The following is a 25,965-nucleotide window of genomic DNA, read 5'->3' as shown; positions in this document are numbered from 1 at the left end:
CCGGCGCGCCGCTTTCGTGGTTCAAATGCCCTTGATCGTGCCCTTGGGCAATACCGCGCTCACGCTTTGCCGTTGCACCTTGACCTGCACGTCGCTGGCCACCTCCAGCGTAACGAACTGCTCGGCGAGGCCGGTAATTCGGCCTACGATGCCGCCCGAGGCCAGCACCTCGTCGCCTTCCGACAGCCCGGCCACCAGCGCGCGGTGGGCCTTGTTGCGCTTGCTCTGCGGGCGAATCACCATGAAATACATGACCGCGAAGATCAGCACCATCGTGAAGATCATCGGCAGCATGCTCGGGCCTTCGCCGCCCTGCTGGGCCCAGGCGGGAGAAATCAGTATGTCGAGAAGCATGACGGGTGGGTCCGTTTGTGGCTCATTCCTGACCGTAAATTATCGCACAGCGCGCGCTTCGATCACGAGTCGTAGGGGGAGAAGGTGTCGAGGGTGCCGGCGTCTATGGCTTCGCGCAGGCGGCGCATCAGGTCCAGGTAGAAGTGCAGGTTGTGCAGCGAGTTCAGGCGCAGTCCCAGGGTCTCGCCGCAGGCGTCCAGGTGCCGCAGGTAGGCGCGGCTGTAGTTGCGGCATGTAAGGCACTCGCATCCGGGATCGATCGGCCGGGAGTCTTTGCGGTATTGCCGGTTGCGGATGCGTATCGGCCCCTTGCGGGTGAAGAGCTGGCCGTTGCGCGCATTGCGCGTGGGCATGACGCAATCGAACATGTCCACGCCCAGGCGCACGGAATCGACGATGTCTTCCGGTTTGCCCACCCCCATCAGGTAGCGCGGCTTGCCCTCGGGCATGCGCCGGACCAGTTCCGCGAGCACGGCATTGCGAAGACTGGCGCTTTCCCCTACCGACAATCCGCCGATGGCCAGGCCGGGGAAATCCAGTTCCTCGAGCCGCTCAAGCGACTCACGCCGGAGATCGTGGTGCATGCCCCCCTGAACGATCCCGAAGACGGCTGCGCCGTCGGCCGTGCTGAAAGCCGTCTTGCTTCGCGCCGCCCATCGCATCGAACGCAACATCGATGCGCGCGCCTCGGAGTGGCCGGCGGGATACTGCGTGCACTCATCCAGGACCATCTGAATATCGCTGCCGAGCTGCGCCTGGACCCGCATGCAGGTCTCGGGGTCCAGGTGCACCTCCGCGCCGTCGATCGGCGAGCGCAGTTTCAGTCCGTCCTCGCTGATCCCCTTGCCCCCGGCGAGGCTGAATGCCTGAAAGCCACCGGAATCGGTCAGTATCGGTCCCTGCCAGCGGCCGAACTCGTGCAGGCCGCCAAGTTCTTCGACCAGCTCCGCGCCGGGGCGCAGCATCAGGTGAAAGGCGTTGGCGAGGATGATGTCCGCGCCCAGGTCTTGCAGGTCTTCCACCGACACGGCGCGCACCGCGCCGTAGGTCCCTACCGGCATGAACGCAGGCGTGCCGACCGTGCCGCGGGCCAGTTCGAGCCGGCCCCGCCGGGCACCGCCGGAAGTAGCGATCACCGAGAACTTCATGTGCCCCGCCCCGACTTCTCCAGAAGCATTGCATCGCCGTAACTGAACAGGCGGTAACGCTCGTCTACGGCATGCCCGTATGCGTCGAGCATGCGTTGCCGGCCAGCAAACGCGCACACCAGCATCAGCAGCGAGGACCCCGGCAAGTGAAAGTTCGTGACCAGCATGTCCACCACGCGAAACTCGAACCCGGGCATGATGAACAGCCGCGTCTCACCGTGAAACGGCTCGATTTCGCCGCTCGAGGCCGCCGTCTCCAGCGCGCGCGTCACGGTGGTGCCGACCGCACAGACTCGCCCGCCCCGGCGCCGGCACGCCCTGATCCTCCGGCATGCTTCTCCGGACACCTGCATGCGTTCCTGGTGCAGTTTCCCGTCGCGTATCTGGCTGGCGGTGACCGGCTTGAACGTCCCCGCGCCGACGTGCAACGTGATTCGCGCGGTGTCCACCCCGCGGCCGGCCAGTTCGCCCAGCATCGCGTCGTCGAAGTGCAGGCCGGCCGTGGGGGCGGCAACCGCTCCGGCGTGCCTGGCGAACACCGTCTGGTAGGCCGCGCGGTCCGCCGACCGGTCGGGGCGGTGGATATACGGCGGAAGCGGCACGTGCCCGTGGCGGTGCAGGTGCGCGTCGAGGTCGCGGTCGAATTCGAGCACGAAGAAGGCGTCCTCGCGCCCCGCGACCCGGGCCGTGGCCCCACCTTCAAAGACCAGTTCCTGTCCGGCGCGCGGCGAGCGATTGGCCCGCAACTGCGCCAGCGCCCGGTTCCGATCGAGAAAGCGCTCGAGCAGCATCTCCACCCTGCCCCCGCTTTTCTTGGTCCCGAACAGGCGCGCCGGAATGACGGCGGTATCGTTTACGACCAGCAGGTCCCCGGGCTCAAGCAACCGGGGAAGATCCGCGAACTGCCGGTCCCGCGGTTCGCCGTCGGCCGGAAGGTGCAACAGTCGGCTGGCGCCCCTGTTCTCAGGAGGCCGTTGCGCAATCAGTTCCTCGGGCGCGTGGTAGGAAAAATCTTCAGCCGCCACGCGCGCATTTTATGGAACCGCGGGCGCCGGTGGGCGGAGCAGATTGCCGCGCGTGATCCGGCCGGAGCGCTCCGGCAACTCGAAACGGATCGTGCGGCTTCGCTTGTGCCGCATCACTTCCAGCTCGACTTCCTCGCCCGGCTCATACGAGCGCAGTATGCGCGTGGCCTGGCGCGCGTCCCTGAACGTCCGGCCGCCGATCTTGCGGATCACGTCGCCGTCCTCCAGCCCGATGTCCTCGTTCTCGGGCGCGCGGACCACCAGAAGGCCCTCGTCAACGCCGAAATACTCGCCCAGGGCGGGGGTCAATTCGGCGACCTGCAAACCGCCCAGTCGCCACGCCATGTCGGAGAAAGACAGAAGTTCGGCGGGACCCCGGCGCACCCGCACCGCCCGTCGCTCCCGGCCGCCGCCGTCATCCACGTCGACCTCCACGTCCACGTTGCCGCCGCTGAAACTGTTCGCCAGCCTCCGGGCCCAATTCTCGGCCCGCGAGGCGAAACGGCGAGGCGCCACGAGGTCTCTGCCGGCAACGATCTGCGTCCACGCGTCGGTCGTGACCTGAACTTCAAGGTCGTCACCTTCACGCCGGTATCCGATGGAGATTTCACTGCCCGGCTCGGTTTCGGCAAGCATGTCGCGAAGGTGCTCATAGGACTGCTCACCGCTTGGGCCGGCCAGGGATTCCCCATTGATCGAGGTCATCAGGTCTTCCGCCCGCAATCCCGCCTGATCGGCCGGTCCTCCCGGCGATACCGACAGCACGTTCAGTCCCTCGACCGGGCCATCGGCCCAATTGCCCAGGCTTATGCCCAGACGTGCTCCCTTGGCGCGCTCCTGCAAGGCCAGGACCTCCTGACGGAGCATGTCGGCGAACTGCTCTTCGGGTAATCCGCCCTCATGCGGGTGCGCCTGGAGCCCGACGGGGGACAGCATCAACATCAACATTGGCGTCAGTGCAAGAATTTTCATGATTCGGTACTCCGGTCCACTCTTTCGGACATGCTAGAAATCGGCGTAAATGAAGCCGGCCTCCGCCGCCTCGGCGCGGCGCAGGTCAAAAAGGTCTTCCATCAGCAGGGCCCGCTCCTGCAGCAATCGGCGGGGAACCGCCTGATCGCCGGCATTCAGCGTAGCCGGGATCAGTCCTTCGTCCAGCAGCGCAATCTGGTCCTCGAGCTCGGTCTTGAGTCCGAAGGAACCCACCTCCACGACCCGGCCCGGCCGGGCCGGTTCGAACAGCGGCAGCGATCTCAGGCGCTGCTCCTGAAACTGCGAGATGGCGACCAGCGCGTCCATGTCCATCTGCTCGAGCTGCCGCCCGAGTTCCGCCGTGATTCCGCCCATCGTACCGGTTGCGACCTGGGAGACAGGAGGCGCCTCACTCGAGGAAGGCGAGACGCCTTCTTCCGCGAACATCGCCGCTGCCGGGCCGGGGCTGACGCCATCGGTTTCAATCTCCGGCCCCGAAAGGAAGCCTGCGCCCAGTCTCAATCCAATCACGGCGACCGCAATACTCGCCGCGGCCGCCATTCCGCCGCCCCAATAGCGCCGACGGCGGGAATCGAGCTGCGTTCGGGCTTCATGCCGGTCAAGCACGCGTTGCCAGCCGCCCTCGGGGGCCCTCTTCGGGGGCAGTGCCCTCAAGGCCTCGGCAATGCCGCCGCCCTGGACGGAACTGTTCTCGATTTGACTGCTTGTCATCGGATCTCCTTCAGGCGATCATCGCCTGCCGCACCGGCGCCGCGGACGCATCGGCCGCGGGAGCCAGCCGCTCCCGCAGGCGCTTGTGGGCGCGCGCCAGTTGCGATTTGGAAAAACTGCTGGTGCGATTCATCATGTCGCCGATTTCCCTGTGCGTGTATCCCTCCACGTCGTGCAGCCATACGACCGCGCGGGCCGTAGGCGAAAGACTGTCCAGGGCCGCCTCCAGGTCCATGGCCAACTCCGGCGTTTCCTCCCTGGCCCGGATTTCGTATGTTCCTTCGTCACCGACGATCTCGGAGAAGAGCAGGCGCCGGCGGTTCCAGGCGGCGCGCATGTGCATCAGGCAGCGCGAGACGGCGATGCGCCGGATCCAGGTGGCCAGAGAGGCCTCTCCCCGGAATTTTGCAATGCCCCGCAGCACTTCCACGAAACTCTCCTGAAGAATGTCGTCCGCCACCGTCGGCGACCCCGTCATCCGCAGCGCGAGCGTATAGACCGGGTCCGCAAACTGGCGGTAAATGATCTCGTGCGCCTTCATGTCGCCGCGCTGGGCGGCACGCACGAATGCCGGATCGATGGTCCTGTTGGCAAACCCCGACATGCTCGGATAGATGCGATTCCCTTACGGATGGTTGCAATGCGCTGTGTTGCAACGCACTAGTGTATCCTTCCGTTCCGGCGCCGGGATGGCGGAATTGGTAGACGCACCGGACTCAAAATCCGGCGGGGTGAAACCCGTGAGAGTTCGAGTCTCTCTCCCGGCACCGCCCGAATTCAGATTCTTCATTCGATCCAACGCTCTCCGGAAAACCCTGTGCCTGCGCCCCCCAACAAGTTCTGCGGCCAGTGCGGCGCGCCCGTGACCCGCCGTATCCCGGAAGGCGAAGACCGGGAGCGGGAAGTGTGCCCGGTATGCAACTTCATCCATTACCGCAATCCCATTCCGGTGGTGGGCTGCGTGCCGGAATACAAGGGGCGCATTCTGTTGTGCCGGCGGGCCATCGATCCCCGGTTGGGCTACTGGACCGTCCCGGCCGGGTTCATGGAACTCGACGAGACCCTGGAGGAAGCCGCGTCGCGCGAAACCCGGGAAGAGGCCTGCGCCGAGGTCCGCCTGGGCGAACTCTTTTCGATCGTGGATGTGCCGCGAGCGGGCCAGGTCCACTTCTTCTTCAGGGCGGAGGTCATAAACGGCCAATTCGAACCCGGCGTCGAGTCGCTCGACGTCCGCCTGTTCGCGCCTGACGAAATTCCCTTCGACAGCATTGCCTTTCGAAGCGGCATCATCGCCCTGCGCCGCTACCTGGAAGGTCCGGAGAAGGGCCTGGTCCTCGATGCGGTTCGTCCCGGCGCTCCGGATTGAATATCATTAGGGGTTGGCGCCGGAAACCTTCGGAATAACTGATCAATGACCTTCCTGGTACTGGAAAGCTGCATCAAGTGCAAACTGATGGACTGCGTGGAAGTCTGCCCCGTGGACTGCTTCCACGAGGGCCCCAACATGCTCGTGATCGATCCGGAGGAATGCATCGACTGCACGCTGTGCGAGCCGGAATGCCCGGTGGACGCGATCGTTTCCGAAGACGAGATTCCGGCCGGCCAGGAGCAGTTCCTGGAGCTGAACGCCGAACTGTCGCAGGAATGGCCGGTCATCACGGAGGCCGGCGAACCGCCGCCCGACGCCGACGACTGGCGCGAGACTCCCGACAAACTCCAGTACCTGGAACGCTGAATGCGCCGTGCCCGGGTAGCCCGCGCCGCATTCATTCCGTTCACCTGGATCGTCGCACTGACAGGTACACTGCTGTTGTCCGCCTGCGGCGGCGGTTCTTCCCCGTCCCCGCCACCTCCCGCTCCGCCCAATCGCGCGCCGGTCGCCGACGCGGGCAACGACATCATGCAAGTCATCCAGTCTTCCCCTGTTGCCCTGGACGCCACCGGCAGCAGCGATCCGGATGCCGACACACTGACGTATCGGTGGGAAGTCAGCTCGCAGCCGGAATCTTCCGCTATCGAGCTCGATGACCCCGCAAGCGCGCAACCGTCCTTCGCCGCCGCGCTGACCGGGGAATACGTTTTCGAACTTGAGGTGAGCGACCCGGACGGGCTCTCAAGCACCGATACAGTTACCGTAACCCTCACCAACGAACCGCCCGTAGTCGATGTAGCGAGTGTCGACCGGATTGCCCTTGTCGGCGCCGACGTATCTCTCGATGCGCAGGGATCGAGCGACCCGGATGGCCACGAATTGAGTTTCACCTGGCGAATCGTCGAGCTGCCGGCGGAATCCGGCATGCAGACTGTCTACGACGGCCCGGTGCAGACGATTCGCTTTGACAGCCAAGGCACCTACGTATTCGAACTGGAAGTCGACGATGGTTACGAGCCCGCGCTCCTGACGCTCGAGTCCTTCGACGTCACGGTCTATACCGTGATTGTGCTGGACGAATCGATCATCGACGCGGAGTTCGATCCCGTCGGCGAGCGGATTGTCGCGCTGACCGAAGAAGAACTCCTGACGATCCGTCCCGACGGAAACCGGGCGGCGGTCGAACTGCCGGCAGCCGGCAAGGCGGTTTCGGTCTCGCCGGATGGAGCGTATGCCGCAGTGGGCCACGATGGGTCGGTATCGCATGTCGACCTGAACGAAATGCGGCTGCTGGAAACCCACAGCGTGGCAACCAGCCTGGGCGACGTCGTTCTCGACGAGTACGGATATGCCCACGGATTCCCCGACACGGGCCAGTGGGTCTCGATTTACAGCGTGGACCTGGTGTCCGGCGCAGTCAGACTGGGTGTAGAGGACTTTGTGCGCCATCGGATGCGGGCAAGGTTGCATCCGTCCGGCGCCAAGATCTACGGTGCGAACACCGACCTCTCACCGAGCGATCTCGAGCGCTATTCGATCGTCGCCGGCGCAATCGACGGCAACTACGATTCGCCCTATCACGGCGATCACCCGTTCTGCGGCAATGTCTGGTTCGATCCGGACGGCGAGCTCATCCTCTCGCCGTGCGGCGTGGTCGTGCGCGCCACCGATGATCGCGCAACGGACATGATCTTCGCCATGCGGCTTGAAGGTTTCAGCGCCACCGACCGTATTCGCGACGCGGCATCATCGAGCGCCGACGGCAGATTATGGTACGTGGTGGCGGAGCGCGACGGGTGGGCCCCCGATCACGTTCAGACGTACGACATCGAATTCGGCCGGCGGGCCGAACGTTTCAATCTGCCGCTGGTCGATGCGGCCGGAGAACGGCGCTGGTTCGCGGACTTCGTCTTCGCCAGCTCGTCCTCTCAGGCGCACTACGTGATTGCCACCGACGACTCGGGCGATTCGGAGCGCCAGGCGCTATTGGTCAGGCGGGCTCCCTAGGCATCGTCCTCAAACCTTGTGCCCACCGCGTTAGCCTGGGCTTCAGTCGTCGGTTTCGTTGAGAATCGCGGCCAGGCGAACGGGCGGTACGTAGCCGGGAATCAGTTCGCCGCCGGGGGTCAGGAGCGCCGGCGTGCCGCTCAATCCGATTTCCCGTCCCAGTTCGAAGTGCCGCTCCACGGAAACGGAATCGCACTGCCGCTCGGGCACGAATCCACCGGCTTTCGCCACGGTCAGGGCTGCCGGGCGGTCGTCGGAGCACCAGATCGACTGCATCGTGGTCCAGCTGTCGGTGTCCGGTCCCGAGCGGGGGAAAGCCACGTAGCGCACCCCGATGCCCAGTTCGTGATATTCGGCCATCTGCTGGTGCAGCCTTCGGCAATAGCCGCAATCCACGTCGGTGAAGACGAGTAATTCGTGCTCGGTCCTGTCCGGCAGAAAGTCCAGCGTGTCCCACTCGTCCAGACTCGCGAGCAGCTCGCGGCGCATGTCGGCGCGGCGCGATTCGGTCAGGTTCTCGCCGTTGGACACGTTCTGCAGATCGCCCGACCCCAGGAAGCCGAACTGCCCTGTTGCATCGACATAGGCAATTCGGTAGCCGAACTGCAATTCGTACAGGCCCGGCACCGGCGTCGGGCGCACATCGTCCACGTTCGCATACTTCTCCTTGAGGTAAGCGATATCGGCATCGGTGTCGGCGGAATCGCTGGAGTACAGACCAATGGGCGCGAGCAGCAGCATCAGCGGTGCGATGCGCCTGAGAAGGTTCGTCTTCATGTTCCTCACTCTATGGTCTAAGCCGAAATTATAGTTTGGCCTGCGGCCCGGAAAGGCTCAGGACGCCAGGGCCTGGTCCGAATCGGGAATGCCGAGGCCGTCGCGCCGCAGCTGCAGGATTTCGTCTCGCAGGTTCGCCGCCTCCTCGAATTCGAGGTCCTGGGCATGCCGATACATGCGTTTTTCGAGCTGCTTGATCTTCTTCATCACCTGCTCCGGCGTCAGGGCCCGATATTCGGACACCCGTTCCGCCACCCTGCGCGCGGGTCCGCGGCGTCTGCGGCCCCGAACCACCGCTCCCTCCATGATGTCGGGCACGTCCTTCTGGATGCCGCGCGGTTCTATGCCCCGCTCCTCGTTGAACGCAAGCTGCCTGCCGCGCCGGCGGTTGGTTTCGTCCAGCGCCCCCCGGATGGCCCCGGTGCGCTTGTCCGCATACAGAATGGCCATGCCGTTCAGGTTGCGGGCCGCACGTCCGATCGTCTGGATCAGCGAGCGTTCGGAGCGCAGAAAGCCCTCCTTGTCGGCATCGAAGATCGCGACCAGCGAAACCTCTGGCATGTCCAGGCCCTCGCGCAGCAGGTTGATGCCCACCAGCACGTCGAAGGCGCCCAGGCGCAGGTCGCGGATGATCTCGACCCGTTCCACGGTATCGATGTCGGAATGCAGGTAGCGGACCCGCACGCCGTGCTCCTCGAGGAACTCCGTCAGGTCCTCCGCCATGCGCTTGGTCAGCGTGGTGATCAGCACTCGCTCGTTGCGCTCGACGCGCAGCGCGATCTCGGACAGCACGTCGTCCACCTGGCGTGACGCGGGGCGAACCTCCACACCCGGGTCGATCAGCCCGGTCGGGCGCACGACCTGCTCTACCAGCGCGTCCGAATGTTCGTGTTCGAACGGACCGGGCGTCGCCGAAACGTAGATGGTCTGCGGCGAGATTCGTTCGAATTCCCTGAACCGAAGAGGGCGGTTGTCGAGCGCCGACGGCAGCCGGAAGCCGTATTGCACGAGCGTCTCCTTGCGCGAACGGTCGCCGCGGAACATGCCTCCCAGTTGCGGCAGGGTCACGTGGCTCTCGTCCACGAACAGCAGCGAATTGGCCGGCACGTAGTCGAACAGGCAGGGCGGCGGTTCGCCGGCGTTTCTGCCCGACAGGTAGCGGCTGTAGTTCTCGATCCCGGTGCAATAGCCGACCTCAAGCATCATTTCGATGTCGAACAGGGTGCGCTGCTCCAGCCTTTGCGCCTCCACAAGCCGCTGTTCCGAGCGCAGGATCGTCAGGCGCTCCCTGAGCTCCCTCCGGATCTTGTCCACCGCGCCCTCCAGGGTCTCACGCGGCGTCACGTAGTGCGTCTTCGGATAGATGGTGACGCGCGGGACGCGTCGGCCCATTTCGCCCGTAAGAGGATCGAAGTAGCGGATGTCCTCGACTTCGTCGTCGAAGAGCTGCACGCGGACCGCCTCGCGCTCCGATTCGGCCGGAAAGACGTCGAGAATGTCGCCGCGCACCCGGAACGTGCCCTGCCTCAACTCCGCCTCGTTGCGGGTGTACTGCAGGTCCGCCAGGCGTCGCAGCAACTCCCGTTGATTGACCCGGTCGCCGCGCACCAGGTGCAGGATCATCTGGAAGTAGGTATCCGGATCGCCCAGGCCGTAAATCGCCGAAACGGTGGCCACCACGATGGTGTCCTTGCGCTCCATCAGCGCTTTGGTCGCCGACAGCCGCATCTGCTCGATGTGCTGGTTGATCGATGCGTCCTTCTCGATATAGGTGTCCGTGGACGGCACGTACGCTTCGGGTTGGTAGTAGTCGTAGTACGAAACGAAGTACTCGACCCGGTTTTTCGGGAAAAAATCCCGGAACTCGCCGTAGAGCTGGGCGGCCAGCGTCTTGTTGGGCGCCAGCACCAGCGCAGGGCGCTGCTGGCGGTCCACGACGCTGGCCAGCGTGTAGGTCTTGCCGGAGCCGGTCACGCCCAGCAGCGTCTGGCGCGCCAGGCCCGCATCGAGCCCCTCGCAAAGCCCTTCAACGGCCTGCGGCTGGTCCCCGGCCAGTTGGAAATCGGCCTGCAGTTCGAAGCGGTCCGTATTCATGCCGGCACTGTAGCATTTTCGCCGGCGCGCGCCGATAAAATACGGCCCGCAGAAACAAGCGAGTCCGATCATGACTACCGTCCAGCTTTCCGAGCGTATTCAACGCGTCAAGCCGTCAGCCACCATTGCCGTATCGTCCCTCGCCCGCGAAATGCGCGCGGCGGGGCGGGACGTGCTCAGCCTGAGTGCGGGCGAGCCCGATTTCGCTACGCCGGAGAACGTTTGCGCCGCGGCGGTTCAGGCGATGGAATCCGGCGACACGCGCTACACCGCGGCCGACGGCACTCCGGCCCTGAAGCAGGCCATCTGCAACAAGTTCGAGCGCGATAACGGGCTCGGCTTCGAACCCGGCCAGATCAGCGTGGGGGCCGGCGCCAAACAGGTCCTCTACAACGTGTGCGCGGCGGTGCTGAACCCCGGCGACGAGGCCATCGTGCTGGCGCCCTACTGGGTCTCCTATCCCGACATCGTCAAGCTGTGCGACGGCGAGCCGATTGTCGTGTCCGCCGGACTGGAAGCGGGCTACAAGGTGACGCCGGAGCAGATCGAAGAGGCGATCACCGAGCGTACCCGGCTGATCTTCTTCAATACGCCGAACAATCCAACGGGCGTCAGTTTCACCCGGTCCGAGCTCGAAGCATTGGGCGAGGTACTCGCCGCGCATGAGCAGGTACTGGCAGTTTCTGACGATATCTACGAGCACATCTACTGGGGTGACGAACCTTGGCTGACGCCGGCCCAGGTCTGGACCGGCATGCAGGACCGCATCGTCACGATCAACGGCGTATCCAAGGCCTTCGCGATGACGGGCTGGCGCATCGGCTACGCGGCGGCCCACGTGGACCTGGTCAACGCGATGCGCAAACTGTGCAGCCAGAGCACCTCCAATCCCTGCAGCATCTCGCAGGCGGCCGCCGCCGCGGCGCTGGAAGGCGACCAGTCCATTCTTTCGACCATGCGCAACGCCTTCAAGGAGCGCTACGAGTACATGTACGAGGCCGTCAATGCGCTGCCGGGAATGCGCTGCGCTCCGGCGCAGGGCGCCTTCTACGTCTTTGCCGACGCACGCGAGGCAATTCAGTCCAAGGGCCTGGAGAACGACACGCAGATGGCCGAACTGATTCTTTCCGAGGCCGAGGTCGCATTGGTGCCCGGCGCGGCCTTCGGCGCCGAAGGCCATCTGCGGTTCTCCTTCGCCTGCGGCATGGACGACCTCGAGGAAGCCATCAGCCGTATCGGGCGATTACTCGCCTGAAACGCCCGATCCGGCTAAAATCGCGCCACGCTTCCCCGGTAGCTCAGTAGGTAGAGCGGTTGGCTGTTAACCAATTGGTCGCTGGTTCGAGTCCGGCCCGGGGAGCCATCTTCGAACGGCCGTCCTTGATCCTGTTCGATCTGGATGGAACTATCAGTGATCCGATCACCGGCATTGCCAGGTCGATCAACCATGCGCTGAAGACGCTGGGCTTTGAGGAAGTCTCCGAGAACAGGATAGCGAAGTTCATCGGCATTCCGCTCGATGAAACGCTTGCGGCCTTGTGTGAAACCGAGTCGGGCAAGCTCGTCAATCAACTCGTCATCAAGTACAGGGAGCGATTTTCCGCCGTCGGATACTCGGAGAACGCGCTGTATCCGGGAGTGTGCGAGGCTTTGATTGACCTGCACGAGAAGAACCTGCACCTGGCCGTTTGCACTTCCAAGCGCGCCGACTATGCACAGCGAATACTGCAGATGTTTGAACTCGACAGTCTGTTTCGATTTGTCAACGGTGGAGATGTCGGGATCCGCAAGGAGCATCAGATTGCGAGGATGCTGGCCGACGGAAAAATCACCGGGAATGCATTGATGATCGGCGACAGGTCCGTGGACCTGGCGGCCGCGCATACCAGTGGGCTTGCGTCCGCGGGAGTACTCTGGGGTTACGGCTCGCGCGAGGAGTTGGAGAGAGAGAATCCATCTCTCCTGTTCAAGTCTCCCGCAGAGTGGCACATCCTTGCAGATCTTTCGGCAGCTTGTCCGAAGGAGCCAAATTCGCGCTAGGATAGCGGGCACTCGCCGCCGCACTCGCTCTATTCCGTGGAAGAACTCAACGGACTCCTGCAAACCGTCCTGGACACTGTGCTGTCGGTTGTCCCGAGCGCCGTAACGCTGCAGGAAAGTCTGCTGCAGCTTGCGCTTGCGGCTGTGCTGTGCCTGGGCGCGTGGCTGATCAGACGGCGCATGCACCCCGCAATCGTGGATTGGTGCGAAACCCGCCCGCGCTGGGAAAGTGCGCGGCGAATACTGGAGCCGCTGATCTGGCCCCTGACCTGGCTGGTGTTCCTGAGCCTGCTGCTGGGCCTGTACGTCGCGGCGCAGCAGGATACCTGGCTGCTTGAAATCCTTAACAGCCTGCTCGTGGCATGGATCGTGGTTCGCCTGGTGTCCAGGGCGATCCGCAATCCCATGCTCTCGCGCATCACCGCGGTCATCGCCTATGGAATGGCGGTGCTCAGCATCTGGGACCTGCTCGGCACCACGATCGAGATCCTGGACGGGCCGAATTTCACGCTAGCGCTGGGCGAGTTCAGCCTCAGCGTCTACCAGGTACTGGCTACCGCCCTGCTGTTGGCGGTACTGCTGAGCCTTGCTGGATTTACTTCCCGGGTTACGGAGCGGCGGTTGCGGGAGGCAGACTGGTTGACTCCGGCGGGCCGCGTACTGCTCAACAAGTCGCTCCGCATAGCGCTCTTTGTATTTGCCATCCTGATCACCATCGGGTCGGTGGGCATCGACCTCACGGCGCTGGCGGTAGTCGGCGGCGCGGTGGGCTTCGGAATCGGTTTCGGACTGCAGAAGGTCTTCTCCAACCTGATCAGCGGTGTGATCCTGTTGACGGACAAATCGATCAAGCCCGGCGACGTGATTACCGTCGAGAACACGTACGGCTGGGTCAACAAGCTGGGCGCCCGCTATGTATCGATCATTACGCGCGACGGGATCGAGCACCTGATACCCAACGAGACGATGATCACCGAGCCGGTGTCCAACTGGACGCATTCGGATGCCAATACACGCCTGCGCATACCCATTGGCGTGCACTACGACACCGACCTCGAAGAAGCCACAAGGCTGGGCGTGGAAGCGGCAAAGAGCCAGCCGCGGGTGCTCAAGGACCCGGAGCCGCGCTGTCTGGTGAAGGGCTTCGGCGAGTCGGCGATCGATCTGGAGATCCGGTTCTGGATCCAGGACGCCGACAGCGGAGTATCGAACATCAAGAGCGCCGTCATACTGGAAGTCTGGCAGCTATACAGGGACCACGGGATCAAGATTCCATATCCGCAGCGCGATTTGCATATCAAGAGCGACGAGACCCAAAAAAAAGCGGCAGGATGAACCTGCCGCAAGCCCTTTACCAGGGAGGGGGGATAGAGTCAGGTGGCGATCATCGGGCAATCACGAAGGATCACCGGAGTCGGTTTCTATCTTGTCATTCAGGAGAATATCTTTCCTGTTATCCTCCAATACTTTAGGACCGATACCTTGAACTTTTAACAGGTCCTCGACGGTTTCGAATGGGCCATTTTCCTCACGGTAGGTGACGATGGCACGGGCCTTGGCGGGTCCGATGCCCCGCAGCTCGCGGGCTATCGTGTCGGCATCGGCCTCGTTGACGTTCACCGGTCCGCCGAATACCCAGACCGGCGCCAGGGCCGCGACGATCATTACGATCCATTTGTTCATGCTTGCGTCTCCTCTTAAGCCAGGCTCCGCTCCAACGGGGAGCGCAGACGGCGGAGGAGTTTGTTTTGCGCGGGGCTGCAGGGAAAGCAGGAAAATGGCCGCGTTTGCCGAATTAGGCCGTACTCGGGTGATCAGGGCGCAAGAACCGAGATTAGGCGGGCCGATTCCCAGGCGCCACATTCATTGCATCGCCACCCATGCGCTTCATCCTGATGTCCGCAGATGGTGCAGCGCCAGCGCGGCGGCCCGCCGCTTGCCGCGCCCAACTCGTCGATCAAGGCATTGAGCGATTCCTTCGAGAACTCCGCGGGCTCGCCCGCTCCATACATTCCGGCGAAAGCGGGCAACCTTTCCTCCAGTGCGGCAAACAGGCACCGGGCCGAGGCGGGGCACAGGAGTTCCGGCTCCATCAGAAGGGCGCAGCCGACGGCCGTACACAGTGACGGATGCTCCGCCGCCAGCTCCTCGAGCAGTTCGTCGATCTGCGGCCCGGCAAATCCATGATGCCCCGCCAGACCCAGAAGGATCAGTACGGCGGCTTCGGGATTGCAAGCTGCAAGAACCAGGCTTCGCTGAGGATCGCGCGGGTCCAGAACGGCCGGGTCAACCAGCAGCCTTGCGCTTCCGTCGGCCCCCCGCGACGCTTTGCGCCAATAACTGCGGGCCCTCCGCATGTCCCCTGCCCCCGCGGCCTGCGCCGCCAGTTCGCACAGGTAGTGGGAACGTAATCTGGATCCCAGCGAGCTGTCCTCGCTGCGCACCTGTTCGGCCACGCCGACGGCCCGCTCCCAGTCGGCCAATTGCTCGCAAACCCCCAGTTGCCGCTCCAGGGCGTTCAGGCGCAAGGGCAGGTATTCGGCCGTGCGGACGTAGGCCTCCTCGGCCCGATCCAGCATTCCTGCTGCCCGGTAGTCATCGCCGATTTCCAGTCCGGCGTGTGCCCGCGTGGCGGCATCGAGATCCTCCCGCGCAGCCAGCGATTCGTGAATCTGCAGGGCCCTCCGCCAGTCCCCGCCGGACCGGAAATAGGCGGCCAGTTCAAACGCCGCGCCGGGTTCGCTGCTCTCCTCTTCCGCCTGCGCCAGGTAGGCGCTTACGGCCTTTTCCGAGCGCCGCGGCAATTGCTGCGCATATTCCCTGAACCGCCGGTGCAGACCCCGCCCGGAATCGCCGGAGCGCGCATACCAGTAGCCCAGGGCGGCTGCAAGAATCAGACCGCCTGCCATCGACACAAGAAAATCGGGTGGCATGGCGGACCTCAGGTTTCGGCCGGGGCGGTTCCTTTGGCGTCCTGGCGCGATTTCCTCCCGGCAGCGCGCCGCTTGAGCACGGCGCCGCCGGCGCACAGCAATCCGAAGAGCCAACCCAGGCCGAAAGCGACGGTGAACGCAAGCGGCTTGGACAGGCTGACCTCGGCAAAAGCGAGATCCAGTTCCACCATGCCCCGGTTAAGCAGCGCGAGGATGCCGGCGAGGGATACGACGCCGGCCAGCAGCAGAATGTATATGCCGCGTTTCAGCCAGCGTCCGGCTTTCATGACACAACACTACCGGCGCGCGGCATTGACTCGTTCGCGGAGCCGCTTTCCCGGACGGAACTTGGGGACGTATTTGCTCGGCAGCGCCACTGCCTCCCCCGTGCGGGGATTGCGTCCGATGCGCGCCCGCCGATAGCTGAGGCCGAAACTGCCGAATCCCCGGATCTCAATGCCCCCTCCGGAAGCGAGCGTCTGCCCCATGAGGTCTATGACGTGCTTGACGGACGCTTCCAGGTCAGAGGACGAGAAATAGCTGAAGCGTTCATCCTCGAGCAATCTGCGCGTGACGATCCGCACCAGCTCCGAGCGCGTTATTGCCTTGCTGGCGGCGGAGGCGCTCATGTATCTTCGGCGTTCTCTTGCTGCTGGCTGCGCAGGAGTTCACCGAGCGTCGCACCCTTGATCCGGTCTCCCACTTCGGCCTCGTAGTCCCGCAGGGCCTGAGCCTCGGCCTGTTCCTCCATCGCCCGAACGGACATCGACACCGTCCTGGACTTGCGGTCCACACCCACGATGCGCGCCTCGATGGACTGCCCGGGCTTGACCACCATGCGCGCGTCGTCGACATGCTCGCGCGACAGCTCCGCGACCCGCATGCGTCCCTTCACTCCTTCGCCTACCTCCAGTTCGACCATGCGCTGCTCGACGTTGGTAACGACGGCGGTCGCGATACTGCCCTTGGGATGGTCCTTGAGGAAGCTGGCCAGCGGGTCGCCCTGCAACTGCTTGATGCCCAGCGAAATCCGTTCCCGGTCGGCGTCAACCGAAAGCACGACGGCCTCGACCTCCTGGCCCTTGCTGTAATTCCGCACCGCCTCGTCGCCGGGCAGGTCCCAGGAGAGGTCCGACAAATGCACCAGCCCGTCGATATTGCCCTCGAGCCCGATGAATATTCCGAAATCCGTCATCGAACGGACCTTGCCGGTCACGCGGTCGTCCCGCTTGTAATTGTTGGCGAAGTCCTGCCAGGGATTCTCCAGGCATTGCTTCAGCCCCAGGGAAACCCGGCGCCGCTCTTCATTGATGTCCAGCACCATCACCTCGACCTCCTGGCCGACGTGAACGATCTTGCCCGGATTCACGTTCTTGCTGGTCCAGTCCATCTCCGATACGTGAACCAGCCCTTCCACGCCTTCCTCGATCTGCACGAAGCAGCCGTAGTCCGCCACGTTGGTGACCTTGCCGAACAGCCGCGTGTGTGGCGGATAGCGGCGCCCGATGTCCACCCAGGGATCGTCGCCCAGTTGCTTGAGCCCAAGCGAGACACGATTGCGTTCGCTGTCGAAGCGAAGGATCTTGACTTCCAGTTCCTCTCCCACGTGAACCACTTCCGACGGATGCTTGACGCGTCGCCAGGCCATGTCGGTGACGTGCAGCAAGCCGTCGATGCCTCCGAGATCAACGAAAGCGCCATATTCGGTAAGGTTCTTGACCACGCCCTTGACCACCTGGCCTTCCTCCAGGCTGGCCAGCAGCGCCGCGCGTTCGGCGCTGTGCAGTTCCTCGATGACCGCGCGGCGCGAAACCACCACGTTGTTGCGCCGCCGGTCCAGCTTGATGACCTTGAAGTCCAGTTTGCGGCCTTCCAGGTAGGTCGTGTCGCGGATCGGATGCATGTCCACCAGGGAGCCGGGCAGGAACGCCCGAACGCTGGAGACATCGACCGTGAATCCGCCCTTGACGCGCCCGCTTATGGCGCCCTGCACGATCTCCTCCTGCTCGAACGCCGACTCCAGGCTCTCCCAGACCCGCGTTCGCTTGGCGCGCTCGCGCGATAGGCGGGTCTCGCCGAACCCGTCTTCCATCGAATCCAGGGCGACTTCGACCTCGTCTCCTATGTCCACTTCCAGTTCGCCGGTCTCGTCGGTGAACTGGCTGGCGGGGATCAGCGCCTCGGACTTGAGTCCGGCGCTCACGGTTACGATCTCCGGTGATATGTCGATCACCTGCGCCGAGAGTATCTCTCCCGGCCGGAAATTCTTGTCAGCGAGATTGGCTTCCACCAACTCTGCGAAACTTTCTGCCATTAAGGGCCTCAATTCAGTGCGGGCGTGCAATCCAGCTACGCTCGCGGTTGCCATTCCACGCGCCTGCCGTCCTGGCCGGCGCCAATTCCGCTATCGGACCGCCTTCTCCGGCCAGACTTCCGTTACAAGACGCCAAGCCGCTTTCCTGGTCTGCCGGATATCCAGCTTCGTTGTGTCCAGCACCACCGCATGAGGCACTACCTTCAGTGGCGCCAGCGTACGGGCCGAATCGCGATGATCACGATCGGTCAGATCGCGGATCAAGTCGCGCATATTAGCATTGATTCCCTTTTGCTTCAATTGGTTATGGCGACGCCTGGCGCGTTCTTCGGGGGTCGCCGTGAGGTAGATCCGCAGCTCGGCATCCGGAAAAACCACCGACGCCATATCGCGGCCCTCGGCCACCAGTCCGGGCTCCCTGCGAAAGGCGCGCTGCCGCTTGAGCAGAAAGTTCCGAACCGCCGGCAACGGGGCGACGACCGACGCCGCCACGCCCGTTTCCTCTTCACGGATGGCGCTGCTGACGTCTTCGCCGTTGAGGTAGATCACCTCACCGTCGCGGGCGGCTTCCAGCTCGGGAGGCGAATCCGCCAGGTGCGCGGCGATCCTGGCCTCCCCCGCGTGGACCAGCCCGGCGCGCAGCAGGGACAGCGATACGGCCCGGTACAGGGCGCCGCTGTCCAGCCTCCGCCAACCCAGTCTCTTCGCAAGATAACGTGCGATCACTCCCTTTCCCGCAGCGGCAGGTCCGTCAATGGCAACGACCGGCGCCTGGGTGGGAGGGCGTCCCGCCCTGGAATCAGTCGATCGGCTCAAGATTCAGGCCCAACTGCAATGCGGTATCGGCGAATCCCGGAAACGAGGTATCAACGCAATCCACGTCACGAATGACGATCGGGCCCTTCGCCACCAGCCCCAGGACCGCAAAGGCCATCGCCACGCGATGGTCGCCCTCGCAGTCGATTTCCCCGCCCTGAACGCGACCGCCGCGTATCCGCGCACCGTCCGCAGCCTCCTCGCAATCCACTCCCAGTTTCCTCAGCCCAGCCACCATGGCCGCGATCCGATCACTTTCCTTGAGCCGCAGTTCCCCGGCGCCCTCGATCACGGTTTCCCCCATCGCGCAGGCCGCAGCCGCAAACACCACCGGCATCTCATCGATCGCCGAAGGAACCAGAGAAGCGGGAAGCAGCGCGCCCTGTAGCATCCCGGGCCTGGCCATGACGTCCGCCACCGGTTCGGACCCCGAAGTGCGCCGCGCAGCGATCTGCAGTGTGCCTCCCATGGCGTCCACCATCCGAAGAAAGCCCGTGCGGGTGGAGTTCACGCCCACGGTGGCGACCTCAATCTCCCGCGGGCCGATCAGTCCCGCCAACAACAGGAACGCCGCCGAGGAAAAATCTCCCGGAACGTCGATCCGCGCAGCCCGTAGCGGCTGCCTTCCGGTCAGGCAGGCACGGCCGTTGGTCCGCTCGATCGACACCCCGAAGCTGGGAAGCATCCGTTCCGTGTGGTCGCGCGTCGGCACGGCCTCGCCCACACAGGTCTCGCCCCGCGCGCCCAGACCCGCCAGCAATATCGCGGACTTCACCTGCGCGCTTGCTACCGGGAGCGTGTAGGAAACACCCGTGATCCCGGAGTTCTCCGCGATGCGCAGCGGTGGGCGTCCGTCCTTGCCCAACGCTTCGATGCGCGCGCCCATCCGCGCCAGCGGTTCGATGATCCGGCGCATGGGCCGGCGGCTGAGCGAGGCGTCGCCGTGCAATTCGGCGGCCACGCCCTGACCGGCCAGCAGGCCGGCGAGCAACCGCATCGAAGTCCCGGAGTTGCCGCAATCCAGCGGTCGTCCGGTCGGCTTCAGGCTCGCTCCGCCGCGCACGAGCAAGCGGTCCGGGGCCAGCCGGGAAATCCGCACACCCAGCGCCGCCAGTGCCTCTGCCGTTGCGACGCAGTCATGCCCCGGAAGGAAATTGACGATCTCGCTCTCGCCCTCCGCGAGCGCCGCGAGCATTACGGCGCGGTGGGAGATCGACTTGTCTCCCGGTACCGTTAACGGTTCGGGCGACGGCGCGGCGGGAGTGCGGCTGACGCGCCAGGACCTCAGAAGCGTACTCCTTTCACGAATTCATCCCCAGGTCCCGTACCCGCAGGATTCCCTCCATGCCGCGCAGGCGATTGAGGACCGGGTCGGGGGCTTGGTCGTTGAGGTCCAGCATCGTGTAGGCAAGCCGGCCGCGCGACATGTTCATCATCGACTCGATGTTGAGATTCTCCTGCGCCAGCACGGCGGAGACTCTTGCCACGATCCACGGCACGTTTTCATTGGCGATCGTCAGCCGGAAGCCGCCCCCGCGCGGCTGATCGATCACCGGGAAGTTCACCGATCCGCGAACATTGCCGTCTTCCAGGTAGGCCCGGAGGTTCTCCGCGGCAATCACGGCGCAGTTTACCTCCGCTTCGGAAGTGGAAGCGCCCAGGTGCGGGAGCAGGATCGCGCCCGGATGACCCATCAGTTCGGGCTCGGGAAAATCGCAGACATAGCATGACAGCCAGCCCGAATTCAGGGCCTCGAGAACGGCGCCGCTGTTCACGATGCCGCCGCGGGCGAAATTCAGCAGGACTCCTCCCTTGCGCATGCTGCTGATCAGCTTTTCTCCCACCAGCCCGCGGGTCTCGTCCATCAGCGGAACGTGGACGCTGACGAAATCCGCACCGGCAAACACGTGTTCCAGGCTCTGCCCCTTGCCGACCTGCGAGGACAGTTCCCAGGCCCGGTCCAGCGCCAGGGCGCGGTCATAGCCGAACACCTTCATCCCCATCCCGATTGCGGCGTTGGCCACTTTCACGCCTACCGCGCCCAGGCCGACCACGCCCATGACCCGTCCGGCCAGTTCGCGGCCCGCGAATCGTTTCTTGTGCGCCTCCACGGTCTTGTGCAGATCCTCTGCGGGCAGGTCCATGGCCCGCAGGTGGTCCCAGGCCGACAACAGGTTGCGGGCCGCCATCAGCATGCCGGCCACGACCAGTTCCTTGACGGCGTTGGCGTTGGCGCCGGGCGCGTTCAGCACCGGAATGCCCCGCTTTGCCAGGGCGTCCACCGGGATATTGTTGACGCCGGCGCCCGCGCGCGCCACGACCTCGACGCTGTCGGGGATCGTTTCCGAGTGCAGGTCGTGCGAGCGCAGCAGGATTCCGTCGGGGGAATCGTCCCCGGACGGGGCCTTGAAGCGGTCCCCGGGCAGGCGCGCGAGCCCCTCGTTGGCGATGTTGTTGTAAATCCGGATGTTGAACATTGCTTTTTTCCAGTGGAGGCGAGGCCCATGGGGGTCCGCCTCAGGCCCTGCGTTCGAACTCCTCCATGAAGCCGACCAGCGCCTCGACGCCTTCTTCCGGCATGGCGTTGTAGATCGAGGCGCGCATGCCTCCCACCGCGCGGTGGCCCTTCAGTCCATACAGGCCCTCGGCCTCCGAGTCTTTCAGGAAGGATCCGTTCAACTCCGGTTCGGCGAGCGTAAACGGCACGTTCATCCACGAGCGCCAGTCCCGAGCGACGTGATTGGCGTAGAAATCGGAGCCGTCGATATAGTCGTACAAGCGCATTGCCTTGCGCCGGTTGCGCTGCGCCATCCCGGCCACTCCGCCCTGTCCGGCAACCCAGCGAAACACCAGCGAGGCCACGTACCAGGAAAACGTCGCCGGCGTGTTCAGCATGGACCCGGCGGCGGCGATTTTCCGGTAATTGAAGGCCAGCGGCGTGTTCTCGGGCACGCGCTCCAGCAGGTCGCGGCGAACGATGACCACGGTCACGCCGGCCGGACCGAGGTTCTTCTGCGCACAGGCATAGATCAGTCCGAAGCGCTCCACCGGTATTGGCCGCGATAGCAGGGTGGAGGACATGTCGCAAACCAGCGGGGCATGGTCCACGTCCGGCGGCGGGTCGATTTCCAGTCCATGCAGCGTTTCGTTCGCGGTGTAATGGAAATAGGCTGCGTCTCCCCCCGTCGCCCAATCGTCGCGCGCCGGGACCGAGCGATACTGCAGCGCTTCCCCATCGGCAACGACGCGAAGCGGCCGGAGTTTGGCCGCCTCGGACGAGGCCTTGCGGCCCCAGTGCCCGGTTATCAGGTAGTCGACGCCCTGCCCTTCACCGGCCAGTGTCATCGGGACCGTTGCGAACTGAAGCGTGGCGCCGCCCTGCATGAACAGCACGGCATATTCATCCGGAATCCCCAGCAGTTCGCGCAGGTCCCGTTCGGACTGCTCGGCGAGTTCGATGAACTGACGCCCCCGGTGGCTGTCCTCCATCACCGACAGTCCGCGGCCCTGCCAGCTCAGCAACTCCTCGCGGGCCTGCTCCAGCACGGCAAGCGGAAGATTCGCCGGCCCGGCGCTGAAGTTGAAGATCCGGTCCATGCCTATTGCGTTGAGACAGGTTCTTCCTGATCCCCCGTCAGGGTGCAGAACCCGGCGACGCGGTCGTCCTTGTCGGGCCGCATCAGCCGCACGCCGTGCGAATAGCGCCCCTGTACGGAAACGTCGCCGACCGCCGTGCGCAGCAGGGTGCCTCCGGCGGTCATCAGCATGGCCTCGTCGCCCTCGCGAACCAGGGCGGCGCCGATCAGCTTGCCGTTGCGCCCTTCGGTGCGGATCGAAATCACGCCCTGCGCCGCCCTGCCCTTGCGCGGGAACTCGCTCACGGCCGTTCGCTTGCCGAAACCCTTGGTCGTGGCCTGCAGTACCCAGGCATCGTCGGCCTCGCCGTTCACGATAAGGGCCGCCACGACCCGCTGCTTCTTCTTGAGCCGCTGGCCGATCACGCCCGCTGCGGTACGCCCCATCGGCCGCACCGTGGACTCGGAGAAGCGCGCGGCGCGCCCGTTGCTGGCCAGCAGGATGACATCACTGTCGCCATCGGTGATCGCCGCCTCCACCAGGCGGTCCTTCTTCTTCAGGCTCAACCCATAGATACCGGTGCGGCGGATCTTCGCAAACGCGTCCAGCCGGGTCTTTTTCACCCGACCCTTGCGGGTAGCCATGAACACGAAGCGACCGGGATCGAAGGAATCGACGGGCAGGACCGAATTTACCTGCTCGCCTTCCTCGAGCCCCGGCAGCAGGTTGGCGATCGGCAGCCCCCGCGTTGCGCGGCTTTGCGTGGGTATCTGGAAGGGCCGAAGCTGAAACACCCGCGCGCGGTCGGTAAAGCAAAGCAGCGTCGAGTGCGAATTGGTCACGAACAACTGGTCGATGAAGTCCTCCTGACCGACCGAGGCGCCGCGCTTGCCTCGTCCGCCCCGTCCCTGGGTACGGAAAGTCTCCAGTTCCTGCGTCTTCACATAGCCGCGCCAGGACAGGGTGACGAGCACCTCGCGCCGTGGAATCAGGTCTTCATCCGCCGTGCGCGTGTAGTCGGCGATGATTTCGGTGCGGCGTTCGTCACCGTACTCGCCGCGCAATTCGATGAGTTCGTTGCGCACCACTTCGAGCAGCCGATCCGGATCGCGCAGGATATCCGTCAGCTTCTCCATCTTCCGCAACAGTTCGGCGTATTCGTCGAGGATCGCTTCCTGCTCAAGTCCGGTCAGACGCTGCAGGCGAAGTTCCAGTATCGCGCGCGCCTGGCGGTTGCTGAGGCGGTAACCCCGGTCGCTGAGATTGGGAAGTTCCGTCAGCGCAGCCTGCGCCCTCTCCAGCAGTCCCCGCACCGCCCCAGGCGCCCAGATTCTCGCGGTGAGCGCTTCGCGCGCCTCCTGCGCGTTGCTCGAAGCCCTGATCAGCGCGACGACCTCGTCGATGTTGGCCAGCGCCACCGTCAGGCCTTCCAGGACATGCGCGCGCGCCTTGGCCCGGCGCAGATCGTGGACGCTGCGCCGCGTGACCACATCGCGGCGATGGTCGAGAAAATGCTCGAGCATCTGCTTGAGGTTCAGCAGCTGCGGGCGTCCTCCGCACAGCGCCACCATGTTGATGCCAAAGCTTGACTCCAGCGGCGTGCGGCGATACAGGTTGTTGAGGACGATCTCGGCGCTGACGTCGCGGCGCAACTCCACAACCACCCGGGTTCCGTCCTTGTCGGACTCGTCCCGGACTTCCTGGATACCGGCGATCTCCTTCTTGCGGGCCAGCAGCGCGATTTTCTCCACACAGCGGGCCTTGTTCACGCGATACGGAAGCTCCGTGATCACGATCGAATCGCGCGTCTTCCCCTCCTCGATCTCCGCCCGGGCCCGGAGCTGAATCGTCCCGCGGCCGGTCCGGTAGGCCATGGCCATGCCGGTTTCTCCCACGATCTGGGCCGCGGTCGGAAAATCCGGTCCCGGCACGTGTTCCATCAATTCGGCAATGCCGATATCGGGTTCGCGGCTCAAGGCCAAAGCGGCGTCGATTACTTCCCGCAGGTTGTGGGGTGGGATATTGGTGGCCATGCCCACGGCAATCCCCGACGCGCCGTTGACCAGCAGGTTGGGAAGCCGTGCCGGCAGCACCGTGGGCTCCTGTTCCGCCCCGTCGTAGTTGTCGGCGAAGTCCACCGTCTCGCGGTCGATGTCGGTGAGCATCAGCGCGGCGATCGGCGCCATCCGGATCTCGGTGTAGCGCATCGCCGCAGGCGCGTCGCCGTCCATGGAACCGAAGTTGCCCTGGCCGTCCACCAGCGGGTAGCGCAGCGAGAAATCCTGCGCCATGCGAACGATCGCGTCGTACACGGCGGTGTCTCCGTGCGGATGGTAGCGGCCTATGACGTCGCCGACGATCCTGGCCGACTTCTTGTACGGCCGGTCATGCAGGTTCCCCAGCTCGCGCATGGCGTGCAGGATGCGCCGATGAACGGGCTTGAGGCCGTCGCGAACGTCGGGGAGGGCCCGGCCCACGATGACGGACATCGCATAGTCCAGATAGGACCGGCGCATCTCCTCTTCGAGCTTTACCGGTACGATTTCAGGGGCTGGCCCGGCCATGCACAAAACGCGCCGCTTCAGACGCGGCGCAGTACGGCTTCTACAGGGTCAATTCTACCATCAGGGGCCTGCCGCTAATAGGAGCGCGGCATGCCGAGGACGTGCTGGCCGATGTAGCTCAGGATCATGTTGGTGGACACCGGCGCGACCTGGTAGAGGCGCGTCTCGCGGAACTTGCGTTCCACGTCGTATTCCTCCGCGAATCCGAATCCGCCGAAGGTCTGAACGCAGGCCTCCGCCGCTTCCCAGGCGGCTTCGGAAGCCAGAAGCTTGGCCATGTTGGCTTCCTTGCCGGCGGACAGTCCCTGGTCGAATTTCTCCGCCGCGTCAGTGACCATCAGCGCCGCCGCTTCAACCGAGGCGTAGGCCCGGGCGATCGGAAACTGCACCCCCTGATTGCGGCCGATCGGCCGGCCGAACACTTCCCGCTCGCCGGCGTACGCGGCGGCCCTGTCGATGAACCAGCGTCCGTCGCCGATGCATTCCGCCGCGATCAGCGTGCGTTCGGCATTCATTCCGTCCAGGATGTAGCGAAAGCCCTTCCCCTCCTCGCCGATCAGGTTCTCCGCCGACACGCGCACGTCATCCATGAAAACCTGCGTGGTGGCGTGATTCATCATCGTGCGGATCGGGGTGATGCTCAGGCCCGGCGCCTCGCGCATGTCCACCATCAGAACGGAAAGGCCCTCCGTTCGGCGCTTTACCTCTTCACGCGGGGTGGTCCTGGCGAGCAGGATCATCAGGTCGGAGTGTTCCGCCCGCGACGTCCAGATCTTCTGGCCGTTCACGACATACTCGCCGTTCTCCAGACGGGCGCTTGTGCGCAATGCCAGCGTGTCGGTGCCGCTGCCCGGTTCCGTGACGCCGAAGGCCTGCAGGCGCAGGTCGCCCGAGGCTATGCCCGGAAGCCAGCGCTGCTTCTGTTCCCTGCTGCCGTAACGAAGCACCGTGCCCATCGTGTACATCTGCGCGTGGCAGGCGCCGGCGTTGCAGCCGGAACGGTGAATTTCCTCCAGAATCGCCGTGGCCGCCACCAGGCCCAGGCCGCTGCCGCCATACTCCTCGGGGATCAGCGCGCCCAGAAAGCCGCTCTCCGTCATGGCCTTCGTGAACTCCGTGGGATAGGCCCGCTCCCGGTCCAGCTCGCGCCAGTACTCCCCCGGAAAGTCGGCGCACACCGCTTGCACCGCCTCCCGGATGTCGTTCAGCTGTTCCTTGTCCACGAGCTTCGATTCCGCTGG

Annotated in this window: 25 protein-coding genes and 2 tRNA genes; 8 read left to right on the top strand and 19 right to left on the bottom strand. The window is 64.5% G+C overall.

The features are described from left to right. Positions 1-21 precede the first annotated feature (21 nt). From yajC to F4036_01255, 6 genes are all read right to left on the bottom strand, one after another. The gene (yajC, locus tag F4036_01280) at positions 22-354 is read right to left on the bottom strand and encodes a preprotein translocase subunit YajC (protein ID MYK36374.1); all 333 of its coding nucleotides are present in this window, start codon (positions 352-354) and stop codon (positions 22-24) included. Positions 355-416: 62 nt separating this feature from the next. Continuing rightward, positions 417-1,502: a tRNA guanosine(34) transglycosylase Tgt gene (gene tgt, locus F4036_01275; protein MYK36373.1), complete on the bottom strand. Its 1,086-nt coding sequence runs from the start codon at positions 1,500-1,502 to the stop codon at positions 417-419. Continuing rightward, positions 1,499-2,527 (bottom strand): tRNA preQ1(34) S-adenosylmethionine ribosyltransferase-isomerase QueA, encoded by a 1,029-nt coding sequence (gene queA, locus F4036_01270; GenBank protein MYK36372.1) that lies wholly within the window; start codon positions 2,525-2,527, stop codon positions 1,499-1,501. Before queA ends, tgt begins: the two co-directional genes overlap by 4 nt. A gap of 9 nt (positions 2,528-2,536) precedes the next feature. Then, on the bottom strand, positions 2,537-3,499 hold the full coding sequence (locus F4036_01265; GenBank protein ID MYK36371.1) for a PDZ domain-containing protein: 963 nt from the start codon (positions 3,497-3,499) through the stop codon (positions 2,537-2,539). A 33-nt stretch (positions 3,500-3,532) separates the two neighbouring features. Then, entirely contained in the window at positions 3,533-4,231 is a 699-nt protein-coding gene (locus tag F4036_01260) for a hypothetical protein (GenBank protein ID MYK36370.1), read from the bottom strand. A gap of 10 nt (positions 4,232-4,241) precedes the next feature. Further along, positions 4,242-4,835, bottom strand: coding sequence for a sigma-70 family RNA polymerase sigma factor (locus F4036_01255; GenBank protein ID MYK36369.1), 594 nt, complete (start codon positions 4,833-4,835; stop codon positions 4,242-4,244). A 79-nt stretch (positions 4,836-4,914) separates the two neighbouring features. On the opposite strand from F4036_01255, the gene F4036_01250 reads away from it, so the two are divergent. From F4036_01250 to F4036_01235, 4 genes are all read left to right on the top strand, one after another. Beyond that, positions 4,915-4,998: transfer RNA gene (locus F4036_01250), tRNA-Leu, on the top strand. Positions 4,999-5,012: 14 nt separating this feature from the next. Continuing rightward, on the top strand, positions 5,013-5,597 hold the full coding sequence (locus tag F4036_01245; GenBank protein ID MYK36368.1) for an NUDIX hydrolase: 585 nt from the start codon (positions 5,013-5,015) through the stop codon (positions 5,595-5,597). A 45-nt stretch (positions 5,598-5,642) separates the two neighbouring features. Then, positions 5,643-5,966 carry a ferredoxin family protein gene (locus F4036_01240; GenBank protein MYK36367.1) on the top strand — a complete coding sequence of 108 codons (324 nt, stop codon included), beginning with the start codon at positions 5,643-5,645 and terminating at the stop codon, positions 5,964-5,966. Continuing rightward, on the top strand, positions 5,967-7,610 hold the full coding sequence (locus tag F4036_01235) for a hypothetical protein (GenBank protein MYK36366.1): 1,644 nt from the start codon (positions 5,967-5,969) through the stop codon (positions 7,608-7,610). Between the two features lie 42 nt (positions 7,611-7,652). On the opposite strand, the gene F4036_01230 is transcribed toward F4036_01235, so the two are convergent. Next, the gene (locus F4036_01230) at positions 7,653-8,387 is read right to left on the bottom strand and encodes a DsbC family protein (protein ID MYK36365.1); all 735 of its coding nucleotides are present in this window, start codon (positions 8,385-8,387) and stop codon (positions 7,653-7,655) included. Between the two features lie 57 nt (positions 8,388-8,444). Continuing rightward, positions 8,445-10,481 (bottom strand): excinuclease ABC subunit UvrB, encoded by a 2,037-nt coding sequence (gene uvrB / locus F4036_01225; protein MYK36364.1) that lies wholly within the window; start codon positions 10,479-10,481, stop codon positions 8,445-8,447. Positions 10,482-10,551: 70 nt separating this feature from the next. Here uvrB and F4036_01220 point away from each other — a divergent pair, with 70 nt between their 5' ends. From F4036_01220 to F4036_01205, 4 genes are all read left to right on the top strand, one after another. Further along, on the top strand, positions 10,552-11,736 hold the full coding sequence (locus F4036_01220) for a pyridoxal phosphate-dependent aminotransferase (GenBank protein ID MYK36363.1): 1,185 nt from the start codon (positions 10,552-10,554) through the stop codon (positions 11,734-11,736). A 32-nt stretch (positions 11,737-11,768) separates the two neighbouring features. Then, positions 11,769-11,844, top strand: a tRNA-Asn gene (locus F4036_01215). Continuing rightward, the gene (locus tag F4036_01210) at positions 11,844-12,521 is read left to right on the top strand and encodes an HAD hydrolase-like protein (GenBank protein MYK36362.1); all 678 of its coding nucleotides are present in this window, start codon (positions 11,844-11,846) and stop codon (positions 12,519-12,521) included. Before F4036_01215 ends, F4036_01210 begins: the two co-directional genes overlap by 1 nt. Before the next feature lie 36 nt (positions 12,522-12,557). Continuing rightward, positions 12,558-13,856: a mechanosensitive ion channel gene (locus F4036_01205; GenBank protein ID MYK36361.1), complete on the top strand. Its 1,299-nt coding sequence runs from the start codon at positions 12,558-12,560 to the stop codon at positions 13,854-13,856. 60 nt (positions 13,857-13,916) lie between these two features. Here F4036_01205 and F4036_01200 read toward each other — a convergent pair whose 3' ends face one another. The 11 genes from F4036_01200 to F4036_01150 form a co-directional block, all read right to left on the bottom strand. Then, positions 13,917-14,204, bottom strand: coding sequence for a helix-hairpin-helix domain-containing protein (locus tag F4036_01200; protein MYK36360.1), 288 nt, complete (start codon positions 14,202-14,204; stop codon positions 13,917-13,919). Between the two features lie 131 nt (positions 14,205-14,335). Further along, the gene (locus F4036_01195) at positions 14,336-15,454 is read right to left on the bottom strand and encodes a hypothetical protein (GenBank protein ID MYK36359.1); all 1,119 of its coding nucleotides are present in this window, start codon (positions 15,452-15,454) and stop codon (positions 14,336-14,338) included. Positions 15,455-15,462: 8 nt separating this feature from the next. Next, on the bottom strand, positions 15,463-15,741 hold the full coding sequence (locus F4036_01190; GenBank protein MYK36358.1) for a DUF1049 domain-containing protein: 279 nt from the start codon (positions 15,739-15,741) through the stop codon (positions 15,463-15,465). A gap of 9 nt (positions 15,742-15,750) precedes the next feature. Then, positions 15,751-16,056, bottom strand: a complete 306-nt coding sequence (locus F4036_01185; protein MYK36357.1) for an integration host factor subunit beta — start codon at positions 16,054-16,056, stop codon at positions 15,751-15,753. A gap of 23 nt (positions 16,057-16,079) precedes the next feature. Then, the gene (locus F4036_01180; protein ID MYK36356.1) at positions 16,080-17,768 is read right to left on the bottom strand and encodes a 30S ribosomal protein S1; all 1,689 of its coding nucleotides are present in this window, start codon (positions 17,766-17,768) and stop codon (positions 16,080-16,082) included. A 90-nt stretch (positions 17,769-17,858) separates the two neighbouring features. Continuing rightward, on the bottom strand, positions 17,859-18,584 hold the full coding sequence (locus tag F4036_01175) for a (d)CMP kinase (GenBank protein ID MYK36355.1): 726 nt from the start codon (positions 18,582-18,584) through the stop codon (positions 17,859-17,861). After that, positions 18,568-19,779: a 3-phosphoshikimate 1-carboxyvinyltransferase gene (gene aroA, locus F4036_01170; protein MYK36354.1), complete on the bottom strand. Its 1,212-nt coding sequence runs from the start codon at positions 19,777-19,779 to the stop codon at positions 18,568-18,570. Before aroA ends, F4036_01175 begins: the two co-directional genes overlap by 17 nt. Before the next feature lie 106 nt (positions 19,780-19,885). After that, entirely contained in the window at positions 19,886-21,061 is a 1,176-nt protein-coding gene (locus F4036_01165; GenBank protein MYK36353.1) for a phosphoglycerate dehydrogenase, read from the bottom strand. 40 nt (positions 21,062-21,101) lie between these two features. After that, entirely contained in the window at positions 21,102-22,181 is a 1,080-nt protein-coding gene (serC, locus tag F4036_01160) for a 3-phosphoserine/phosphohydroxythreonine transaminase (GenBank protein MYK36352.1), read from the bottom strand. Positions 22,182-22,183: 2 nt separating this feature from the next. After that, positions 22,184-24,724 carry a DNA gyrase subunit A gene (gene gyrA, locus F4036_01155; GenBank protein MYK36351.1) on the bottom strand — a complete coding sequence of 847 codons (2,541 nt, stop codon included), beginning with the start codon at positions 24,722-24,724 and terminating at the stop codon, positions 22,184-22,186. Between the two features lie 74 nt (positions 24,725-24,798). Continuing rightward, the gene (locus tag F4036_01150) at positions 24,799-25,947 is read right to left on the bottom strand and encodes an acyl-CoA dehydrogenase (protein ID MYK36350.1); all 1,149 of its coding nucleotides are present in this window, start codon (positions 25,945-25,947) and stop codon (positions 24,799-24,801) included. Positions 25,948-25,965 lie beyond the last annotated feature (18 nt).

Source organism: Gammaproteobacteria bacterium (genome assembly GCA_009845905.1).
Classification (GTDB): Bacteria; Pseudomonadota; Gammaproteobacteria; order Steroidobacterales; family Foliamicaceae; genus Foliamicus.
Note: the sequence above shows the minus strand (reverse complement) of the source record. Positions and strands in the feature narration are given on the sequence as shown.